The organism is Synechococcus sp. A15-24 (assembly GCF_014280195.1).
Taxonomy (GTDB): Bacteria; Cyanobacteriota; Cyanobacteriia; order PCC-6307; family Cyanobiaceae; genus Parasynechococcus.
The window spans coordinates 567,060-585,923 of the sequence record NZ_CP047960.1 but is presented as its reverse complement, the minus strand read 5'-3'; the positions used below and the strand labels follow the sequence as shown (position 1 = coordinate 585,923).

Below are 18,864 nucleotides of genomic sequence, written 5' to 3'. Positions count from 1 at the left end.
AAACACCCATCCTTATCGCCGGTGACCGCCCAGACTGGAGCCATGGCATCCCAGGATCCAGCACGGCGCCGCACGCTGCACACGTGGAGCAGCGCTGCTCTCCCCTGGACCCTGCAGCGGGCCGAGACCGAGCAACACCCCCTGCTGGATCTGGCCAGCAATGATTATCTCGGTCTCAGCCGTCATCCGGCGGTGATCGACGCCGCCACCGAAGCCCTCCATCGCGACGGCGTTGGGGCTGGTGCGTCACGGCTGGTCACCGGCAGCCGGCCGTGTCACGCGCGTTTCGAGGCAGACCTGGCCGACTGGCTTGGACGGAGCTGCGTCTTGCTGTTTCCCAGTGGCTTCCAGGCGAACCTCGCTGCCGTCTGCGTCCTGGCTGACCGGCACACCACAGTTCTGGCCGATCGATTGATTCACCACTCGCTGCTGGTGGGCGTGCGGGCCAGCGGTGCCCGTCTGCAGCGCTTCCAGCACAATGATTTGACGGATCTCGAGCGGCGGTTGCAGGCCATGGCAGGGCAGCCGGGATCCGTGGTGGTGCTCAGCGAAAGCCTGTTCAGCATGGAGGGCACCAGCCCGGATGTGGCAGCTCTGGCTGCACTGTGCCAACGCTTTGGGGCCGATCTGCTGATGGATGAGGCCCATGCCCTCGGGGTGCTGGGACCGGAGGGTCGCGGCCTCTGCTTTGGCATCGAACCAGTGCGACTGATCAGTGGCACCTTCGGCAAGGCCTTCGGCAGCGGCGGCGCCTTCCTGGCCAGTGATGCCGATCTCGGTGACGCCTTGCTGCAGACCAGTGGCGCCTTTCGTTACACCACTGCCTTGGCCCCACCCCTGGTGGCCGGTGCACAGACGGCACTGGACCTGATCCGATCCTATCCGCACTGGAGCCAACAGCTGCAGCAGCGGGCGAGCCACTGGCGGGATGCCCTGGAGGGCCAAGGCTGGATACGACCTGCGGGGGTGGGGCCCGTGCTGCCCTTACTGCTGGGCAGCGATGCCGCGGCCCTCGCCGCTCAGGCGGTTCTGGAAGAACACGGATTGCTGAGTGTGGCGATCCGGCCGCCCACCGTTCCGGAGGGGACCGCTCGGCTGCGGCTGGTGCTGCGCCGGGACCTGCCGGATGAGACGGTGGGACAGCTGCTCAAGGCCCTCCCCTGCCCATGAATCAGGTGATCGCCGCCCATGGTTGGGCTGGGGATGCAACGGTCTGGCGGGCCTGGCAGCAGCGGTTTGAGGCCCTGGGCTGGCACTGGGATGCCGTTGAACGGGGCTATGGACAGCGTGAGCCCCACCAGCCCAGCTGGGCAGAGCTGCCGGGACAGCGCCTCGTGATCGCCCACTCCCTGGGACTCCATCTGCTGCCGGAGCCGGTGCTTCAACAAGCAGATGCCGTGGTGAGCCTGGCGGGCTTTGCAGCCTTTGTTCCAGCAGGAGCGGCCGGCCGGGCGCTTGCAGTGGCCCTCAAAGGCATGGCCTCCTGCCTGGGGACGTCGAACGAACTAGGGATGCTGCGGAAATTCCTGAGCCGCTGCGCCTCGCCTCTGCCGCTCTCGGCCCTGCCGAACAATCCGCTGCTACGCGGCATGCATCCTTCTGGCCGCCAGCGGCTGCAGGATGATTTGGTCCTGCTTCAGCAGTGCCAGAGCCTTCCGGAGAGCTGGCCTGAGGGAGCATCGGTGCTGGTGGTGCAGGGGGAGCAGGACGCGATTGTCTGCCCGGACAGCCGCGCGCAACTGCTGCAGGCCCTGCCCCCGTCGCGCACAGACCACCTGCTCCGCCCTGATGAGGGTCATGCCGTGGTGACACCGGCGGTGCTGGATCAAGTGGTGCGCTGGGCAGGCAATCCATGACGAACACTTGGAGCCAACGGGTTGTGGAGCGCTTCGGTCGATCCGCTGATCGTTACGACGGTGCCGCCAACCTCCAACGCGCCATGGCCAGACAACTGGCTGAACGGTGCCGCCGTCAGAGCATTCCCCGGGGGCTCTGGGTGGATCTGGGCAGTGGAACGGGTCTGCTGGCTGATGATCTGGAACATCTGCATCCGGGTCAGACGGTGCTGCGAGTCGACGGCAGCGACGCCATGCTGCGCCGTCATCACCCAACCACCAGAACCTGCTGCCTGGATCTGAATCAGCCGCTGCCCAACTGGAGCTCAGCGCCTGTGCTGCTGAGTTCCAGCTTCGTTCTGCACTGGCTGACCGGCCCAGCAACCTGGCTGCAGCACTGGTATGACCGTCTGGCCGAAGGGGGCTGGCTGGTTGTTGCCGTTCCCGTTGCCGGCAGTTTTCAGCAATGGCATCAGGCCGCCGAACGGGCCCAACTGCCCTGCACAGCCCTGCGCTTCCCTGAAGTCGATGATCTCCTGAACGTTGTTCCTCGCTCTGCCGTGCGACATCAACGACTGCATTGCTTCAGCCGCCGAGCGCAACGGCCTCTTGAGCTGCTGCGTCCGATGCGCACGATCGGGGCCAGCACCAGCGCCCATGCTGGCTTGGGGCCCAGTCAGTGGCGCCGTCTCGCGCGAGCCTGGCCGGATTCGGAGACCCCGACCCTCACCTGGCACGTACTGAGCCTGATGCTGCAGCGATGAATCATCCATCTCCCCAGATCGTGGTCTGCGGCACCGACACCGATGTCGGCAAAACCGTCGTCAGTGCCTGGCTGGTGCAGGGGCTGAATGCTCACTACTGGAAGCCGGTTCAAAGCGGCCTAGAGGACGGCGGCGATCGTGGACGGGTGCAGTCCCTGCTCAACCTTCCCCCCCGTCGCATGCTGCCCGAGGCCTATGCCTTTCAACAACCGGTGTCACCCCATTGGGCCGCTGAGCTGGACGGCATCCCCCTCAACCCGGATGACCTGGTCGTTCCCCATTGCACGGGGCCCCTGGTGGTGGAAACCGCAGGCGGACTGATGGTGCCGTTAACGCGGCGATGGCTGCAGATCGATCAGCTGCAGCGCTGGAATCGACCGATCGTCCTGGTGGCCCGCAGCGGACTCGGCACCCTGAACCACACACTGCTGAGCCTGGAGGCTCTCAACCGTCGTCAGCTGACGGTGCTGGGGTTGATCCTCAATGGCCCGGCCCATGCCGACAACCCCGGCACCCTTGAACAGTTCGGTGGTGTGCCAGTTCTGGCCCATCTGCCGACACTGTCTCCCCTGACGGCTGAGTCCCTCGCCAGGGAATGGAAACGGCAGGGATTGAGTTCTAAGTTCCAGGATCTGCTCGGCATCCAGCAGCCATGAAGCCACCACAGTCCCTGATCAGCTTGGTGCTGGTGATCCTCTGCGGAGGGATTCTGGTGTTGTTCACCGATGTTGAACAACTGCTGGTGCGTTGGGTCAACTGCGGTTCGATCGCCACAGAGGCCCAGAAAAGCAGCCAGATCTGCCGCTGATCAGCCGAGGGATTTCGAACGCAGCGGGCACACTCCCATCCGGATGGACACCTGACGAACGGCCTGGGACAACGGCCAGCCTTGCCGCAACTGCTCGTGTATCTGATCGATCTGCAGGGGAGACCACCCGCGCATCTCCAGAAACACGCGAATGGAGGGCCAGCCCCCCTCTGCAAACACCTCACTCCGTTGGCCATCGAGGCCGACTGCCGCCGGTCCTGCCCCAGCAGCAGGAACAAACCGCTTGGACAGCCGTCGCGTTCGCGTCATGGCCATGGAGTGGCGCTGCGGCTCTGAGATTCAATATGACAAAGACGCCCAGGCCGCCATGAGAACAACGGCTGATCAGTCACGACATCCCAACCTCTGGCCGCCTTTCACTCAGATCGAATCGGCACCGCTGCCGCAACGGGTGATTGCCGGGGATGGAGCCCTGTTGCTGCGGGAGCAGGGCATTCCCCTGATCGATGCCATCAGCAGCTGGTGGGTGACGCTGCATGGCCATGGTCACCCGGTGATGGCCAAGGCCATTGCCGATCAGGCCGCCCGCCTCGAACAGGTGATTTTTGCTGACTTCACCCATGAGCCGGCGGAACGTCTTGGGGAGCGGCTCAGCAAGCTCACGGGACTTGATCGGCTGTTTTTCTCCGACAACGGTTCCACTGCTGTGGAGGTGGCGCTGAAGATCGCCTGTCAATGGTGGGTGAACCGTGGCGAACCGCGGCACCAGATCGTGGCCTTCGACGGCGCTTATCACGGCGACACCTTCGGTGCCATGGCCGTGGGCGAACGCAACCTGTTCAGCGAACCCTTCGACGACAAGCTGTTCCCCGTTGCCCGTTGTCCATGGCCCGCCACATGGTGGGATGACCCTGATGTGGACACCAGGGAACAGGCGGCCCTGGCCGTGCTGGAGACCACGCTGCAGCAACCGACCGCAGCGGTGATCCTGGAGCCGTTGCTCCAGGGTGCCGGCGGGATGGCGATGGTGCGTTGCACCTTCCTCAAGCAGGTGGAGACGTTGGTGCGGCAGGCGGGCGCCCTGCTGATCGCCGATGAGGTGTTGACCGGATTCGGCCGTTGCGGCGACTGGTTTGCCTGTCACCGAGCCGGGATTCAGCCGGATCTGATGGCCCTCTCAAAAGGCCTGACCGGCGGTTGTCTGCCCATGGGAGTGACCATGGCCAGTGAACGGGTCTTCTCAGCCTTTGTTGGGGCGGACCCCAGCCTGACCCTCTGGCACGGCCACAGTTTCACCGCCAATCCGCTGGGATGCGCAGCGGCCAACGCCAGCCTTGATCTGCTGCAGCAGGACCCCGAGCAGTTCCGAGGGTTCGAAGCACGGCATCGCCCCCATCTGGAACAACTGCAGGCCCATCCGAAGGTGACGCGCTGCCGGCTGACCGGCACGGTGGCGGCCTTCGACCTGAATGTCAGCGGCGATGCCGGCTATCTCAATCCAGCCGGGCCAACCATCAAACGGATCACCCTGGAGCATGGGGTGTTCCTGCGCCCCCTGGGACAGGTGGTGTACCTGCTGCCACCGCTGTGCATCAGCGACGATCAGCTGGGACAGTGCTACAAGGCCATCGCCACGGCTCTGAACCAGATCTGACGACCATCGGCCTGCCGGTTGAAGCTGCTTACGGGCCGGCCTGAATGGCCGCCGTCACATCGGCGCGGGAGAGGCCGTAGGGCAACGAGCAGCGACGCTCCTCAGCACCTGGCTGCTGCCAGATCACCACCACATCCTCACGCGCGAGCAGGATCTCGGCGGACCAGTCGGGCCTGGTGAGGGCCCAACGGCAGGGATCCCCATCGATCCGCTCAGCGTTGAGGCTGATGAGCCAGTCCTCCAGCGCCCTGATGGAATGCTGGTTCAGCGGGGTGTTCGATGAGGGCTGAAGAAACATCGTTCATCCAATCGGGAGACACCTGCCAGGCTCGCCCCTGAACCCCTGCAACACAAAGCCCCACAACGAGGCTGAGCAGCAGCGCCAGGCCCAGCAACAACAACGCTGTCCACTCTCCACCAGACAGGGGCCGGCGTTCTCCGATGCCATCCCACTGGTCAACGGTGTCGGTGGGCTGCGGGGCAGGGGGTCGTTGCGGTTGCAAGCGTTGCCGCAATTGCTCGTCGTAATGACGACGACGCTCGGGATCCGCCAGGAACTCGTAGGACTCCTTGAGCTGCTGGAAGTTCTTGGCCGCTTCAGCCACCGGGAGTGTGGTGGTATCCGGATGCAACGCCTTACTACGACGGCGAAAAGCCTGCCGGAGGCTGGCCTGGGACGCCTGAGCAGACACCCCCAACCTCTCGTAGTGACTGAGGTCGCGCTCGGACACAGGGGTCAGCTGGTCATTCATCCTAGGAAGAGTTGCCGCAGCCCCCATGCCCGACTCCTTGCCGGGAGCCGCGTTCTGGGAGGCGCTCGGCTGGACTCCAGAGCCGGCACAGCTCGATCAGCTGAAAGCCCTTCAGGATCTGCTGCGCAGCTGGAACAGCCGGGTCAACCTGACGCGTCTGGTAGAGGGGGACGACTACTGGATCAACCAGGTGTTCGACAGCCTCTGGCCGCTGCAAACCGAACTGCGCAGCCCTCATCAGAGCCGGCTTGCAATTGATGTGGGCACCGGGGGCGGCTTTCCAGGCCTGGCCGTGGCCATCGCCATGCCCGGCGCCCGGATGACGTTGCTGGATTCCGTCGGCCGCAAGACCGCTGCAGTCCAGGCCATGGTCAACGACCTGGGGCTGAGTGACCGGGTCAGCGTGCAAACCGATCGCATCGAAAGCGCAGGCCACGACAGGACCCTGCGAGGAGGCTTCGATCTGGCGATGGCGCGAGCGGTAGCGGCTGCACCGGTGGTGGCGGAATACCTCGTACCGCTACTGAAACCCGATGGGAAGGCCCTGCTGTACCGAGGCCAGTGGGGGGACACGGATCAACGTCAGCTAAAACGGGCCCTGGTACCTCTGAACGCTCAACTGAGCTCCAACCAGAACTGCCAGCTGCCTGCTGAGCGCGGTGTGCGGCACCTGATCAGACTCCAGCCGGTCAGCCCCTGTCCCAGACAGTTTCCGCGCGCTATCGGTGTTCCCAGCCGGCAACCGCTGGGGGAGTAATCAAACGCTGCTGAGACGCATCTGCGCCTCCCCTGCCAGCCTGGCCTTGAGCAAGCGCAGGATGTCGGGAATCTGCTGACGCCATGGACTGGCATGCAGGACCGCATCCAGCTCGGCGATCGAGACCCCCGCATCGAAGGCATCGGCATTGGAGCCCGCGAACCAATGGCCACCACTGCCCAGCAACCGGTAACGGGCCCGGGCATAACTCTCAAGATCCCAGGCTTCGAGCAGGTTGTGCAGCCAGAGCAACACCGGAAGATTGATGTCTCCCGGCGTGTCCTGCCAAGTGGGAAGCCCTGTCCGCCAGCTGTTCAGCCAGGCCTCTCCCAGGGTTTCCCTTGCCGCCTGCTGCAGCCGCGCATGCACCGGCGCAATCAGCGCATCGGCGTGATCGAGGAGACCAACGGCTTCAAGGTGCAGATCGAGATCCGACGGTCGGGCCGCCCCAACACTGATGGTGTGCACGCGGGGGTCACGCAGACAGAAGAGATCGTTGAAGACGATGGGATGCAAAGGGTCACACAACTCGAGCAGACGTTGTGATGGTGTGTGCAGGTGACCGCCTTTGTCGGTGGGGCTGATGATGAACACCCCCATGTCCTGCCGCTGCGCTGCATCCAGGGCAGGCGAGTTGTCCTGGCGGATGTAATACCAGTGGACGTTCACGTAGTCGAAGGCACCACTGCTGCAGCTGGCGACGATCACATCTGTCGGACCGTGGGTGGAGAAGCCCACATGGCCGATGCGTCCATCGGCTTGCCAGCGACGCACCACCTCCATGCATCCGCCGGGACGAAGGGTCTGCTCCAGATGCTCCGGCAGGTTGATGCCGTGAATGGCCAGCAGGTCCAGACGCTGACAGCCAAGCCGCTCAAAGCTGAGGGCCAGCTCGGCCTCGAAGGCATCAGGATCCTCCCGAGGCGGCACCTTGCTTTGCAGGATCCGTGTCGGGTCTGGCGTTGTGGGAAAAGCCCAGCCCAACTGGAGTTCGGAGCTGCCGTAGTGACGAGCGGTCTCAACGTGATGCAGGCCTAACTGCGTGGCGCGCTGAAGCGTGGCCTGCAGGTTGGATTGAGAGTCGGACGTGATCTCCGATGCCGGCAGATCGGTCCAGCTCTGCTGAAAGCGCATTCCGCCCAGGGAGAGCAACGGAATGGGCAACTCCGTGCGGCCAAAACGACGAGTAGGCAGGTCAGGCATCAACCCCGTGGGCGTTGATGCAGATCCTGGCGAATCAGATCGGCATGCAGCGTATCGAGATCCTCAAACGGAACCCAATGGATGCAATCGACAGGACAGGTGTCGATGGCTTCCTGAATGCACTCTGTGCTGTCGCCGTCCTGACGAATGGCCCTGGAACGTCCTAGGTGCGGCTCCACAACGAAGGTATTGCCGGCCACATGAGCGCAGTAACGACAGCCGATGCAGACGGACTCATCGACCCATACCGCCCTTTCGCAAAGAGCGCCCCCGAGTTGGGGCTCACACCCGGATAGTTCAATCGGCTGGTCAACCGAAGCCGAGAACGCCAGGGACGGATCAATCGGATCGGACTGGCTCAGGCGTCCCAGCGGGTCACAACCAGTTCGATCGAACCATCCTGTTTGACCTGCTGTTCAGCAACCTGAAACCCCTCTGTCACGCTGGCTTTGAGGACAGTATTCAGGGCATAGCGCTGGGTCAGCTTCGAGAGGAAGCGCTCAATGGGAATGGTTTGCTTCCACAAGTCGAGGTCGGTGACCAGCTCATAGGCACCTGTCTGATCATTCCAACGGAATCCGAAATCACCCCCGTTGTCCATAGATACAGCGAGATCAGCAGTCACGGTTTGGCCGCGATAGCCACGAATAGGGCGTTCACCCTGATCCGGTGAGTAACCAAGATCGTTGAGCGCCTGTACGAGAGGATCGATTTGACGCAATTCGGTTTTGACAGTGCTGAAGTGCGACATCAGTGCAGGTGATTCGGAAGGGACTGGGACTGAACCTCGGGTTGATGGAAGGCTTCGGCGGTGGATTCCCGACGTTCAACCGTTCCAAGGGCAGCTTCCAGACGCTCGGTGAGCTGCTGACACGCTTCGCCAGACACCCCCTCGACCAGTTCCTCCACGCGACCATCGGGCCGAATTGTGAAACGAACGGTGCGTTGAGGCATCCAACAAGTGTGTTGAAGGGCGAATGCTAATCGGGGTCCGTTGAGACCGTCGCCACCTCCGTTACAGGTTGTCGGGAAGCCTGGCGGCGGATCAGCTCAGGAAGCCTTCATCGATCAAGGTCTGCAATCGTTCAAGAACACTCGGATCTTCCAGTTGTTCAAGGGCTGTGCGGGCCTCATCGCGGACAGATACCTCACCGTCGTGGAGCAGAGCAGACACCAGTGCCTCCACCAGCTCCAGTTGCCTGGGAGCCACCAGTTGCTCGTAAAGACGACCAAGCGCCCAGATGCTGTTGCTACGCACCACGGGCTCGCTATCGATGGAGAGACTGACCAAGAGTTGACCGGCTGCGGGATCGGCCTTGGCCGGTGATCGGCTCCCGGCTTCAGCCAGAGACCCAGGGCACCAGATCCGCACCGCCGCCACATCGGCCTGCAGCGCTCGTATCAACGGATTGAGGATCGGAGCATCCGGATAATTTCCCAGGCTCCAGGCCGAGGCCTTGCGAACGTATGCATTGCCATCGGATTGGAGCAGGCTCAGCAACGGCTCGACAGCAGGAGGAGACGGATTACGACCCAGGGCATAAACGGCACTCATCCGTTCTACCGGGCAAGGCCGCTTCAACAAATCGAGCAGGAGAGGAACAGCACGGGGATCCCGGTGCTCGCAGAAAATCCTCAACCCTTGAAGTCGCTGGTCATGCCCCTGCTGAAGCCAAACCAGCCCTTGATCACATGCCCTGGCCACACCCTGGGAGTCGATCTGTGACTCCTCGGGCTCGATCGCATCAAGGGGGTCGATGTCCTGTTCAGCGGCCAGCTCTTCCGCCAGCAAATCTGGATCCAGTGAAAGGCTGGACAACCCCTGATCGCGTTTCGTGGAGTCGCTTTCGCTCATACTCGGATCGTAAAGCGACAAACCACCGCACGAACAAGTCGATCGGGGAGAATTCAACCACCGTTGAGTCGCTCATGTCCGCGCAGCCAACCGTCGAGCGAACTGTGGTGCTGCATGTGGGCATGCACAAGACCGCCTCGACCTACATCCAGAAGCGCCTGCGCAAAAACCGTGGACTGCTGCGACGCCATGGTTTACTGATGCCTGCTCGAAGACGCCAGGACAAGATCCTGCTCCAAGCGACCAAGAAAGGATCGTGGAAACAATGGCGTCGTTGGCTGGATCGGGCAGACGCCATGGAGTGTCAACTGCTTGTCTCCCATGAAGCTTTGTCCTGGGTCCTTACAAAACCAGGGAAAGACAACCTCCACCCCAGAGGGCTTTGGTTAGCCAAAAAATTGCAGTCTCAGGGATGGCGCTTAAAGATCGTTGGCTTTATCCGTGACCAGGAGAGCTACCTCAACTCCCGTTACACCCAACTGGTCAAACGTTTGAAAGTTTATGTCGACTTCAAGTCGTATGTGACGAAAGTGATGAACGAGAACACCATCAGTGAGTGTGACTTGATGACGTTGTTCAGCTGGCTCAAGGACGAACCCTCAATCGAGACTGTAATGATCCCTTTTGGTTCCGCACAAAACCTCAATGGTCGATCGATCCACGAACGGCCTGACCCCTATGAACAACTGCTTGCGGAGCTTCCACTGCCGGCGAAACTCGCCGAACAATCTCTACCGGCTCGCTCAAAGAACCAGCAACCAGGGCGCCTTGGCGTGGCCTTGGCTCAAGCAATCAATAACTATTGTGCTGAACAGAACCCACTATGTCTTCGACAACACAAGAAAGCATTGAGAAACGCGATCGAGGTCCTCGCTAAAGAGCGACGTTGGCCCGAAGAGCCCTTTAACGGCCTTGACGCTGAGCTTAGAGCGACTATTCGGCATCGCTACGGGCAGACGAATAGGGACTTCTGCCAATGCTTCTGGCCAACGATGCAGTGGGATGACTTCTTCCCTCCACAACCCGAAAACCTGCCACCCGACATCTCATCGGATCAGCAGTCTTGGGAGAGCAGTCAACTCAAAGCTTTACGTGACCAGTTGATCGCCGATACCGTCAAGACCGGCCAGAAGGGTTTCTCCCAAGGATGATGCTCGCTTCTCCAACCCGACCACTCCTCAGCCTGGAGAGCGTGGTGCGAGACGTCAGCGGCAGCAAAGAAACAACCAAACGTTTGCTCAATGACGTCACTTGGCAATTACTGGAAGGTCAGCGGGTGGGGGTGATCTCCTCATCCATGCGAGAAGCCCATGCCTTTCTGGAGTGCGCAGCCGGCGTTGCATCTGTACAGAAAGGCCAGGTAACGATCAACACCAACGTCAGCTGGCCTCTCGGTGTTCGAGGCGGGTTGCTGAGTTCGTTGACGGGCCGACAGAATGCCGCCTTCCTCCAAGGTGTCTATGGCCATGGCGGCCAGCGGAGCAAAGATCTCGAGATCATTCAAACCTTGGCTGATCTTGAGGAAGGTTTTTTTGATAAACCTCTGCATGTTTACAACAAGTTCATGCGGGCAAGGTTTTATCTCGCTGTTGCCCTGGCTTTCGATTTTGATGTTTATATCATTCCCAAGATTTTTGCCTGGAAAGCAGATGCCACATCAGAGCGTTTGCTGAAGCTTCAACAGGCACTGCGAGAGCGTCTTACGGGAAAGTCATTGATCATGGCGCACACTGATTCCAACATTTTGCAGCAGCACTGCCAAGATGGTGTTGTTCTTCACAAGGGCAAGATCGCTCACACCGGAAGCCTTGAGGCGTGTCAAAGCTGGTACATTGCCAACATCAAGGACATCCCAGAAGATGATGCCCTTGACAACGAAGTTGAGGAAGAAAGTATTTCATCATCCGATAACAATGATGAAAACGAGGGGTTGAATGCAGATCTTTGGTGATTGTTGAATCCAGAACAGACGACCCAAAAGACCGTGTCATCCCACAGGAGCTGGAGCCAGCATGTCTCCCGGGAGCCAGATTCTGGCGCTGACGGCGACCAGCGCCAGTGCGAACAGAACGACGATCAGAGCCGGCAAAAGCGTTGTTCGAAAAAAGGACAAGGGCGTCAGACCATTCGAGCGCCATTCTGCTGTGGAAGACGACGCATAAGCAGCCATGAGCCCACCAGCACCACAAGACCGCCCCAACCACTGAACTGCTGATGCAGCAGGAACCCGCCGATGCCGATCAACCCGCCGAACAACACCCCACAGGAGCTAACAAACCGGGCCAGCAGCGTCGATAGGCGCTCCTGAGGCTCCACCTGGAAGCGTTGCCGCAGTCGCGCCCAACCGGGGCCGGGAGGCTGCACCTGCCGGATGAAGGTTTCCAGAACCGCCTCTGATTCCGGTGGACTCAACAACATGGCACTCAGCCACACCACGGCTGAAACACCGGTGATCACCGCCAGCCGCAGGCCGTAATCCTCAATTCTCACGAGGGGCAGCACCGAAGTGAGCAAACCGACGATGAAACCGCAGATCATCGCCGCCAGCTCGGCCGCTGCATTCACCCGCCACCAGAACCAACGCAGAACCAGAACGACGCCAGGCCCAGAGCCGATGGCGATCACAAGACGGAACACAGTGCCAATGCTGTCGCTGATCAATGCCGTAACCACTCCAAGCCCAAGCAGCAACACCGTGGTGAGCTGCCCCACCAGCAGCAGTTCCCGAGATCCTGCATTGGGACGGATGAAGCGTTGGTAGAGGTCGTGGGTGAGGTAACTGGCGCCCCAGTTCACCGATGTGCTCACCGTGCTCATGAAGGCCGCCACCAGCGACACCACCACCAACCCCAATGCCACCGGAGGCAGCAGTTGCACCGCCAGGGCGGGGTAGCTCAGCTCCCAGTCCCCCTGATCGGGAAGCAGCACCAGAGCCGCCAGGGCGACCACCACCCAAAGCCAACTGCGCACCAGATAGTTCACCACCAAGAACACCCAGCCCGCCAACCGCGCCTGCTGCTCATCTCGGGTGGCCAGCATGCGTTGAATGAATTCACCACCGCCGTCGCTGCGGCGGAAACTCCACCATTGAACGGCGATGTAGGCCAGGAACATCGGCACCGAAATGCCGGCCCCCTCCAACCAATGCACGCCCCCGTCCTCGATGGTCCAGGGGACCAGAGACAACAACTCCGGGCGATTCATGCCTCCGAGCTGCCCGAGGAGTCCCCCCATGCCGCCGGCAGCATGCAGCGCCGCGACAGCGACAGCGAGAGCTCCGAGCAAAGCCAGCACCAACTGAACCAGGTCGGTCACCACCACAGCCCACAGCCCCCCGGCCACGGTGTAAGCCAGCACCATCAGAGCCACCACCGCCAGCAGCCACAGCGTGTCGGGCACACCGAAGGCCGACGGGCTTCCGGAGACGATGCCCAGCGCTTCCACAACCTTGCGCAAGGCCAGAAAGGCGTAACCGATGCCGATGCAGTTCACGGGCAGGGCCAGCAGGAATGCCTTGATCCCCCGCAACCAGGCCGCAGCCGGACCGCCGTAACGAAGTTCGGTGAACGCCGCATCAGTGAGCACGCCACTGCGGCGCCACAACGGCGCAAACACCACGGCCATGGCCACGTGAGCCAGGCCAAAGCTCCACCACTCCCAGTTCCCCGCCAATCCGCGGCTGCCGATCAGGCCAGCGACGTAGAGGGGGGTGTCGATGGAAAACGTCGTCGCAGCCATGGACGCACCAGCCAGCCAGCCGCTGAGACGACGGCCCGCGACGAAATAGTCCTCCTCACCACTGTTGCGACGGGCCAGCCACAGCCCCAGCACAAGGGTCAGGACCAGGTAGCCCCCGAGCAGAGCCCAGTCGATCGGCGCCATAGCCAAGAGCAGATGGCCGCAGTGTCCCTCAGGTAGCTCCGCTCAGCTGCCCTGACGTTGACGTCGTAACTGACCGCAGGCAGCGTTCTGATCCAGGCCGCGACTTGCGCGGAGACTGACGGCCACACCACGACGCTCGAGCACACGCTGGAAGCCCTCAATCCGGGCGCGGGTGGGACGTTGAAACTCCTCCTCTTCAATCGGGTTGTAGGCAATCAGATTCACGTGGCTCTGGAACCCTCCCACCCGATCGGCCAGTTCTGCGGCGTGCTCGGGGGCATCGTTCAAACCACCCAGAAGGATGTATTCGAAGCTGACGCGACGGCCGGTCACGGCCAGATAGTGACGACAGTCCTCCAGTAAGGCCCCGTAGGGATAGGCATGAGCCGTTGGGATGAGCTCTTCCCGCAGCGCTTGGTTGGGGGCATGGAGGCTCACCGCAAGGGTGAACTGGGCCCGACCGAGGGTCGCCAGAGCCAGCTCGGCCAGCTGCGGAAGGGTTTTCGGCACGCCAACGGTGCTCACCGTGATCCGACGTTGACCAATCCCGAGGTCGTCATTCAGGCAGCGAATGGCATCGAGAACTGCCCGGCTGTTGAGGAGAGGTTCCCCCATGCCCATGAACACAATGTGGGAGGGCCGGCGATCCATCACCTCTCGCACGCTGAGCACCTGATCAACGATCTCGTGGGTGCGCAGCGAGCGCTGCAGGCCGCCTTTACCGGTGGCGCAGAAACGGCAGGCCATCGGACAGCCCACCTGGCTGGACACACAGACCGTCAGCCGCTGATCAGTGGGGATGCCAACGGTCTCGATCGTCTCGCCGTCATCGGTGGACAACAGCAATTTGGTCGTCGCGTCTGCGGCAACCGAGCGATGCACCTCATTCAGGCGACCGACCTCAACACCGTCTTCCTTGAGAGACTCCCGCCAAGCCTTCGGCAGGACGGTGATCTCCGACAGGGATCGGGCTCCCTTGGCGTAGAGCCAGTCGTGCAGCTGCCGCCCACGAAAGGGCTTCTGCCCCTGAGCAACCGCCCAGCTCTCCAGCTCGGCCGCGCTGCGACCGAGCAACATCTGGCTCACCAGATCAAAAGACCGTGGCCAAGCTTGATCTCCACCGCGAGCAGGGTGATGAAACCAAGCATGGCGGCACGTCCATTGAGCTTCTCGGTGTGACCGTGGAAGCCAAACCGTGGCAAACGACGCTGGGGAATGTCATTGGGCTCAAGCATCGATGGTTCAGCGATGGGATGGCAGGAGGCGGTGATCAGTCGTCTGAAAGCAGGCCCTCTTCCTGAAGACCTTCGACGGCTTCAGCATCAACGACTTGCTCCTCCTTCAGCTCATTGTCGGCATCCGGGCGGGCAAACGCGGCGAAGTTGCTGGTGGAGGGGTCGATGTTGTGGCGGGTGCGGGTCGCCTCAAGATCGGCATCGCTGGGGTCATCCAACACAGCCGTGGAGCTGGCGGCCGGAGGCATCTCTACGGTGTAATCCGGACGAAGGTTCTGCATGCGGCGGTAGCCGGCGGGATCCTCCGACAGGATGTCTGGGTGAGGGCCAGCCTCCTTCTGCAGCTCCTCTTCGAAACCGCTGAAGCCGGTGCCTGCAGGGATCAAGCGACCGATGATCACGTTCTCTTTGAGGCCCCGCAGCCAATCGCTCTTGCCCTCGATGGCAGCTTCCGTGAGCACGCGCGTGGTCTCCTGGAAGGAGGCGGCGGAGATGAAGCTGTCGGTGTTGAGCGAAGCCTTGGTGATCCCCAACAGCACCGGCGTGAATTCCGCGGGGGCACCACCGGTGATCGCCATGGCCTGGTTGGTGTCTTCCACCTGACGCAGTTCGATCAGCTCACCGGGCAGCAGGGTGGTGTCACCGGCATCTTCGACCCGCACCTTGCTGGTCATCTGACGCACGATGACCTCGATGTGCTTGTCGTCAATCGACACGCCCTGGGATTTGTAGACGTTCTGCACCTCGGTCACCAGACGGTGCTGCAGGTTGGCAATCGCTTCCTGCGCCGCATCCATCAACGGCTTACGGCTGCGAAGGTCTTCGAAGAAACACTCCAGCAGCTCATGGGGGTTGATCGGACCATCGGTGAGCAGCTCACCGGCGGTCACCTGCTGGCCATCGCTGACCATCACGTTGCGACCCAGCAGGATCGGGTATTCGCCGATGGCGTCATCGGCTTCGATCACCGTCACCGTGAGTGACTCGTCGTCGTCACCTTGCTTGATCTCTACCGTGCCGGGCTTTTTGCACAGCACTGCAGACTCACGCGGACGACGGGCCTCCAGCAATTCCTCGATTCGGGGCAGACCCTGAACGATGTCACCAGTCTTCTGACGTTCAAACACCAGCAGGGCCAAACCGTCACCGCGCTGAACCAGATCACCGTCACGGACGTGCAGGACGGAGTCAGGAGACACCATGTAAGGACGGCCAAGGCGCAGGGTCACGCTGTTGCTGTCGACAGCTTCCACCTCACCGCAGCAGCTTGAGGGCTCTCCCTCAGCCAGCAGTTCGCCATCGACGATGCGTTGACCAACAGCGACCACCGGTTTGCCGGAGGTGCTGAGGGTGGTGGTGTCTTCCGGACGCTCAACAAGCAAACGGCGGACGGGATCTGCCTCAGAGGCTTCTGGCAGCTGCGCAACACCGGCCTGCTTGCAGAGGATCTGGGTCGTGGCGATCACATCGCCAGCTTTGACGGAGATGCCGTCTTCCACCTGCAGCTCGGTGTGGGTGGAGCCGTGACTGGAGTCGGACATGGTGTCGCGACGCACCAGGATCGATTCGAGGATCACCAGCCTCAGACGGGAGATTGTCTTGGCCCGTTTGTCAGGAGCCTTCTCCACATCCACGGTCATCTGCGGCGTGGTGTCGAAGGTCTCGAGGATCAGCTGGGTCTTGAGCAGTTCAACGCCCTCCACTGATTTGATCAGCTCGTTGTCCTTGAACGCCAGTCGCTGGGTGGCCTTGATGCCCAGGTGGGGGCCATTGGCCTGTTTGACGTGCGACAACTCAGGCAGTTGCGCTTCGTTGGGGATGGTGTATTCCTCCACGGGACGGAGCAGCAGACCTTTGCCCTCAGGGGTCTCCAAGGTCTGGACGTACTTCATCTCCTCGATGCTCAGACCCTTAACGATTTCCTCACCGGGGTTGACCATCTGGCCATCACCCTCAAATCGCTCCAGGGCTTTGCTGTCGGAACTGAGGTGGAAATCACCGCTGCGAACAATGATCTCGCGCAGAATGTCGTTTTTCTGGGTGACCGTGACGATGCCGGCGGTCTGGCTGAAGATGTCCTTCACCACTTCGGTGCCGGCTTCGATCCACTGACCATCGGTGATCATCAATAGGGAGATGTCCTTGTTGATCTCGTGGGTCTCCTGGGGGATCCAGAGCAAGGTGCCGCCCTTGTTGACCTCGTAGCCGTTCTTGGCGGAACGAGCCTTCTTGATCGCCAGACCGGGGGCGAACTTGACAAGGCCACCGGTGCCGGTGCGGAAGCGGTCGTCGGCCAGTTCGGCGATCACTTCACCAGAGCCGATCTTGCTGCCTGGAATGGTGTTCAACCGGTAGCGGGTGCCGTCCTTGGCCTCCAGATTCCAGATCTCTCCGGAGTGGGTGGACTCCTCCAGCAGCTTGAAGTCCTTCAGCGTCATCGCTGTGGTGACGATCTGAACTTCGCGGGAATCGCCGATGGAGTCGCGCAGGCGCACATCACCGCCGTACTCACTGCGCTGACTGGCTTCCGCCAGCACCTGACCTTCGGTGACCTCGGTATCTCCTTGAACCACCGGTTGGGCATTGGGAGGCAGGTTGTACACATCACCCGCCAGCACCCACATCCGGCCCAGACGCTGGGCCTTGAGGGTGATGTTGCCCTGACGGTCTGTCACTTCCCGGGGCTGGATCGCTTCCTCGTAGCGCACCTGACCGGCCAAGTCGCAAATCACGTCCTTGGTGGCTTTCTCCACGCTCTTCTTCACCGCACCAGCGGCGATCTGAGCAACGGTCACATCAGCATCGATGGTCTGACCGTTCTCAACAAACAGCAGCGAACCATTGGTGATCTCAATTTTCTGGGTTTTGCCCTTTCCTGACGGTTTGATGGAGAGGTTGAAGTCAACCTCGGCCTGTTGGGCATTCACGCCGTGGGGCGTGCGGTAAGGGCGAACCCTGGCCTTGGCAGAGAACTCGATGGTGCCCGATACAGCGGAACGCACCACACCGGTTTCGGCCGTGGACACACCACCGGTGTGGAAGGTGCGCATCGTGAGCTGGGTTCCGGGCTCACCGATCGACTGGGCCGCAATGATGCCAACGGCTTCACCGAGGTCCACCAGTTCGTTGTGGGCCAGGGCCCAGCCGTAGCACTTGCGGCAGACGGAGCGGTTGGCCTCGCAGGTGAGGGGAGAGCGCACGCTCACCGCGGTGACCCCTGCCTTTTCGATGCGTTTTGACAGGGGTGGGTCGATTTCGGTGTCCCGCTCTGCCAGCACCTCTCCATCGGCGCTCACCACCTGGGATGCCGTGAGGCGGCCGACCAAACGGTTGCCGAAACGTCCATCTTCAGCCTCCACCATGATGTGGCGGGTGGTGCCGCAATCGTCTTCGCGAACGATGACGTCCTGCGCCACGTCCACCAGGCGACGGGTCAGATAACCGGAGTCGGCTGTTCGCAGGGCGGTGTCCACCAGACCCTTACGGGCGCCGTAGGAGGAGATGACGTATTCGGTGACCGTGAGACCTTCGCGGAAGTTGGTGCGGATTGGCAGGTCGATGATCTCGCCCTGGGGGTTGGCCATCAGGCCCCGCATGCCCACCAGCTGTCGCACCTGGGACATGTTTCCCCGGGCGCCTGAGTTGGCCATCATCCAGACCGAATTCAGCGGTGCGCTCTGGTTGAAGTTCTTCTTGACCGCATCCACCAGGCGCTCATTGGTCTCAGTCCAGGTGTCGATGACCTTGGTGTGACGCTCCACCTCCGTGATCTCACCCAACCGGTAACGCTCCTCCGTGGCTGTGATCTGCTCCTCGGCTTCTCCCAGCAGAGCTTTTTTTGCCTCAGGAACACGCAGATCGTTCACGGAAATCGAAACCGCCGCCTGAGTGGCGTAGCGGAAGCCGAGATCCTTGAGCTTGTCGGCCATTGATGAGGTGACCGCCGTGCCGTGGTTTTTGTAGGCCCAGGCCACCAGCTGCTTGAGGCCCCGTTTGTCGACGATGTGGTTTCGGAACGGTGGGGGCGTCTTGCTGAGGGGACGGGACGCGCTCTCAAGAACAGGGGCGGTGTCCTTGGCGGCCTTGCTGGACTTACGTGACTTGCTGGATTTAGAGGAGGAGGAGGTCATGGCTGCGCGCGGGTGAGAAGAGGAGATC

General features: G+C 61.6%; 22 protein-coding genes. 9 read left to right on the top strand and 13 right to left on the bottom strand.

All coding sequences use genetic code 11. From position 1 onward, the window contains the following. Positions 1 to 42 precede the first annotated feature (42 nt). Genes SynA1524_RS03085 through SynA1524_RS03065 form a run of 5 tightly spaced genes read left to right on the top strand, consistent with a single transcriptional unit; the run spans position 43 to position 3,407 of the window. A complete protein-coding gene (locus SynA1524_RS03085) occupies positions 43 to 1,170 on the top strand; it encodes an aminotransferase class I/II-fold pyridoxal phosphate-dependent enzyme (RefSeq protein WP_186498894.1) in 1,128 nt (375 codons plus the stop codon). Next, complete coding sequence (locus SynA1524_RS03080) at positions 1,167 to 1,856, top strand: alpha/beta fold hydrolase (protein WP_186498893.1); 690 nt, start codon at positions 1,167 to 1,169, stop codon at positions 1,854 to 1,856. The genes SynA1524_RS03085 and SynA1524_RS03080 overlap by 4 nt, the downstream gene beginning before the upstream one ends. Continuing rightward, a complete protein-coding gene (locus SynA1524_RS03075; protein WP_186498892.1) occupies positions 1,853 to 2,599 on the top strand; it encodes a methyltransferase in 747 nt (248 codons plus the stop codon). Before SynA1524_RS03080 ends, SynA1524_RS03075 begins: the two co-directional genes overlap by 4 nt. Then, entirely contained in the window at positions 2,596 to 3,255 is a 660-nt protein-coding gene (gene bioD / locus SynA1524_RS03070; protein ID WP_186498891.1) for a dethiobiotin synthase, read from the top strand. Before SynA1524_RS03075 ends, bioD begins: the two co-directional genes overlap by 4 nt. After that, positions 3,252 to 3,407 carry a hypothetical protein gene (locus tag SynA1524_RS03065; protein WP_186498890.1) on the top strand — a complete coding sequence of 52 codons (156 nt, stop codon included), beginning with the start codon at positions 3,252 to 3,254 and terminating at the stop codon, positions 3,405 to 3,407. The genes bioD and SynA1524_RS03065 overlap by 4 nt, the downstream gene beginning before the upstream one ends. Here the strand turns inward: SynA1524_RS03065 and SynA1524_RS03060 are convergent, their stop codons facing one another. After that, complete coding sequence (locus tag SynA1524_RS03060; RefSeq protein ID WP_186498889.1) at positions 3,408 to 3,683, bottom strand: hypothetical protein; 276 nt, start codon at positions 3,681 to 3,683, stop codon at positions 3,408 to 3,410. It abuts the gene before it with no gap. A 52-nt stretch (positions 3,684 to 3,735) separates the two neighbouring features. Here SynA1524_RS03060 and bioA point away from each other — a divergent pair, with 52 nt between their 5' ends. After that, positions 3,736 to 5,022 carry an adenosylmethionine--8-amino-7-oxononanoate transaminase gene (bioA, locus tag SynA1524_RS03055; RefSeq protein WP_186499475.1) on the top strand — a complete coding sequence of 429 codons (1,287 nt, stop codon included), beginning with the start codon at positions 3,736 to 3,738 and terminating at the stop codon, positions 5,020 to 5,022. A 28-nt stretch (positions 5,023 to 5,050) separates the two neighbouring features. Here bioA and SynA1524_RS03050 read toward each other — a convergent pair whose 3' ends face one another. Further along, positions 5,051 to 5,320 carry a DUF3143 domain-containing protein gene (locus tag SynA1524_RS03050; protein ID WP_186498888.1) on the bottom strand — a complete coding sequence of 90 codons (270 nt, stop codon included), beginning with the start codon at positions 5,318 to 5,320 and terminating at the stop codon, positions 5,051 to 5,053. Then, the gene (locus SynA1524_RS03045; RefSeq protein WP_186498887.1) at positions 5,235 to 5,774 is read right to left on the bottom strand and encodes a J domain-containing protein; all 540 of its coding nucleotides are present in this window, start codon (positions 5,772 to 5,774) and stop codon (positions 5,235 to 5,237) included. Before SynA1524_RS03045 ends, SynA1524_RS03050 begins: the two co-directional genes overlap by 86 nt. A 25-nt stretch (positions 5,775 to 5,799) precedes the next feature. Between SynA1524_RS03045 and rsmG the strand changes: the two genes are divergently transcribed. Continuing rightward, the gene (gene rsmG / locus SynA1524_RS03040) at positions 5,800 to 6,531 is read left to right on the top strand and encodes a 16S rRNA (guanine(527)-N(7))-methyltransferase RsmG (protein WP_186498886.1); all 732 of its coding nucleotides are present in this window, start codon (positions 5,800 to 5,802) and stop codon (positions 6,529 to 6,531) included. On the opposite strand, the gene SynA1524_RS03035 is transcribed toward rsmG, so the two are convergent. The 5 genes from SynA1524_RS03035 to SynA1524_RS03015 form a co-directional block, all read right to left on the bottom strand. After that, entirely contained in the window at positions 6,532 to 7,734 is a 1,203-nt protein-coding gene (locus SynA1524_RS03035) for an aldo/keto reductase (protein WP_186498885.1), read from the bottom strand. Beyond that, positions 7,734 to 8,105 (bottom strand): ferredoxin, encoded by a 372-nt coding sequence (locus SynA1524_RS03030; protein WP_502707914.1) that lies wholly within the window; start codon positions 8,103 to 8,105, stop codon positions 7,734 to 7,736. Before SynA1524_RS03030 ends, SynA1524_RS03035 begins: the two co-directional genes overlap by 1 nt. Continuing rightward, a complete protein-coding gene (locus tag SynA1524_RS03025; protein ID WP_186498884.1) occupies positions 8,093 to 8,485 on the bottom strand; it encodes a DUF1257 domain-containing protein in 393 nt (130 codons plus the stop codon). Before SynA1524_RS03025 ends, SynA1524_RS03030 begins: the two co-directional genes overlap by 13 nt. Continuing rightward, positions 8,485 to 8,688: a DUF2997 domain-containing protein gene (locus SynA1524_RS03020; RefSeq protein ID WP_186498883.1), complete on the bottom strand. Its 204-nt coding sequence runs from the start codon at positions 8,686 to 8,688 to the stop codon at positions 8,485 to 8,487. Before SynA1524_RS03020 ends, SynA1524_RS03025 begins: the two co-directional genes overlap by 1 nt. A 91-nt stretch (positions 8,689 to 8,779) precedes the next feature. Then, positions 8,780 to 9,589, bottom strand: a complete 810-nt coding sequence (locus SynA1524_RS03015; RefSeq protein ID WP_186498882.1) for a HEAT repeat domain-containing protein — start codon at positions 9,587 to 9,589, stop codon at positions 8,780 to 8,782. Between the two features lie 74 nt (positions 9,590 to 9,663). Between SynA1524_RS03015 and SynA1524_RS03010 the strand changes: the two genes are divergently transcribed. After that, positions 9,664 to 10,740, top strand: a complete 1,077-nt coding sequence (locus SynA1524_RS03010; protein ID WP_186498881.1) for a hypothetical protein — start codon at positions 9,664 to 9,666, stop codon at positions 10,738 to 10,740. Positions 10,741 to 10,781: 41 nt separating this feature from the next. Then, positions 10,782 to 11,540 (top strand): P-loop NTPase family protein, encoded by a 759-nt coding sequence (locus SynA1524_RS03005; protein WP_186498880.1) that lies wholly within the window; start codon positions 10,782 to 10,784, stop codon positions 11,538 to 11,540. 36 nt (positions 11,541 to 11,576) lie between these two features. On the opposite strand, the gene SynA1524_RS13240 is transcribed toward SynA1524_RS03005, so the two are convergent. The 5 genes from SynA1524_RS13240 to SynA1524_RS02985 are packed head-to-tail and all read right to left on the bottom strand — an operon-like array spanning position 11,577 to position 18,836. After that, positions 11,577 to 11,702 carry a DUF8624 family small hydrophobic protein gene (locus SynA1524_RS13240; protein ID WP_502707901.1) on the bottom strand — a complete coding sequence of 42 codons (126 nt, stop codon included), beginning with the start codon at positions 11,700 to 11,702 and terminating at the stop codon, positions 11,577 to 11,579. A 5-nt stretch (positions 11,703 to 11,707) separates the two neighbouring features. Continuing rightward, positions 11,708 to 13,471 (bottom strand): sodium:solute symporter family protein, encoded by a 1,764-nt coding sequence (locus SynA1524_RS03000; protein WP_186498879.1) that lies wholly within the window; start codon positions 13,469 to 13,471, stop codon positions 11,708 to 11,710. Positions 13,472 to 13,513: 42 nt separating this feature from the next. Further along, on the bottom strand, positions 13,514 to 14,557 hold the full coding sequence (gene rlmN / locus SynA1524_RS02995; RefSeq protein ID WP_186498878.1) for a dual-specificity RNA methyltransferase RlmN: 1,044 nt from the start codon (positions 14,555 to 14,557) through the stop codon (positions 13,514 to 13,516). Continuing rightward, positions 14,554 to 14,706, bottom strand: a complete 153-nt coding sequence (locus tag SynA1524_RS02990) for a CAB/ELIP/HLIP family chlorophyll-binding protein (RefSeq protein WP_186498877.1) — start codon at positions 14,704 to 14,706, stop codon at positions 14,554 to 14,556. Before SynA1524_RS02990 ends, rlmN begins: the two co-directional genes overlap by 4 nt. Positions 14,707 to 14,741: 35 nt before the next feature. Continuing rightward, on the bottom strand, positions 14,742 to 18,836 hold the full coding sequence (locus tag SynA1524_RS02985; protein WP_186498876.1) for a DNA-directed RNA polymerase subunit beta': 4,095 nt from the start codon (positions 18,834 to 18,836) through the stop codon (positions 14,742 to 14,744). Between the last annotated feature and the right edge of the window lie 28 nt (positions 18,837 to 18,864).

Excerpts from the sequence above, each read along its gene's own strand:
- SynA1524_RS03085 (WP_186498894.1), top strand. The coding sequence starts at position 43 with ATGGCATCCCAGGATCCAGCACGGCGCCGCACGCTGCACACGTGGAGC.
- SynA1524_RS03080 (WP_186498893.1), top strand. The coding sequence starts at position 1,167 with ATGAATCAGGTGATCGCCGCCCATGGTTGGGCTGGGGATGCAACGGTC.
- SynA1524_RS03075 (WP_186498892.1), top strand. The coding sequence starts at position 1,853 with ATGACGAACACTTGGAGCCAACGGGTTGTGGAGCGCTTCGGTCGATCC.
- bioD (WP_186498891.1), top strand. The coding sequence starts at position 2,596 with ATGAATCATCCATCTCCCCAGATCGTGGTCTGCGGCACCGACACCGAT.
- SynA1524_RS03065 (WP_186498890.1), top strand. The coding sequence starts at position 3,252 with ATGAAGCCACCACAGTCCCTGATCAGCTTGGTGCTGGTGATCCTCTGC.
- SynA1524_RS03060 (WP_186498889.1), bottom strand. The coding sequence starts at position 3,683 with ATGGCCATGACGCGAACGCGACGGCTGTCCAAGCGGTTTGTTCCTGCT.
- bioA (WP_186499475.1), top strand. The coding sequence starts at position 3,736 with ATGAGAACAACGGCTGATCAGTCACGACATCCCAACCTCTGGCCGCCT.
- SynA1524_RS03050 (WP_186498888.1), bottom strand. The coding sequence starts at position 5,320 with ATGTTTCTTCAGCCCTCATCGAACACCCCGCTGAACCAGCATTCCATC.
- SynA1524_RS03045 (WP_186498887.1), bottom strand. The coding sequence starts at position 5,774 with ATGAATGACCAGCTGACCCCTGTGTCCGAGCGCGACCTCAGTCACTAC.
- rsmG (WP_186498886.1), top strand. The coding sequence starts at position 5,800 with ATGCCCGACTCCTTGCCGGGAGCCGCGTTCTGGGAGGCGCTCGGCTGG.
- SynA1524_RS03035 (WP_186498885.1), bottom strand. The coding sequence starts at position 7,734 with ATGCCTGACCTGCCTACTCGTCGTTTTGGCCGCACGGAGTTGCCCATT.
- SynA1524_RS03025 (WP_186498884.1), bottom strand. The coding sequence starts at position 8,485 with ATGTCGCACTTCAGCACTGTCAAAACCGAATTGCGTCAAATCGATCCT.
- SynA1524_RS03020 (WP_186498883.1), bottom strand. The coding sequence starts at position 8,688 with ATGCCTCAACGCACCGTTCGTTTCACAATTCGGCCCGATGGTCGCGTG.
- SynA1524_RS03015 (WP_186498882.1), bottom strand. The coding sequence starts at position 9,589 with ATGAGCGAAAGCGACTCCACGAAACGCGATCAGGGGTTGTCCAGCCTT.
- SynA1524_RS03010 (WP_186498881.1), top strand. The coding sequence starts at position 9,664 with ATGTCCGCGCAGCCAACCGTCGAGCGAACTGTGGTGCTGCATGTGGGC.
- SynA1524_RS03000 (WP_186498879.1), bottom strand. The coding sequence starts at position 13,471 with ATGGCGCCGATCGACTGGGCTCTGCTCGGGGGCTACCTGGTCCTGACC.
- SynA1524_RS02990 (WP_186498877.1), bottom strand. The coding sequence starts at position 14,706 with ATGCTTGAGCCCAATGACATTCCCCAGCGTCGTTTGCCACGGTTTGGC.
- SynA1524_RS02985 (WP_186498876.1), bottom strand. The coding sequence starts at position 18,836 with ATGACCTCCTCCTCCTCTAAATCCAGCAAGTCACGTAAGTCCAGCAAG.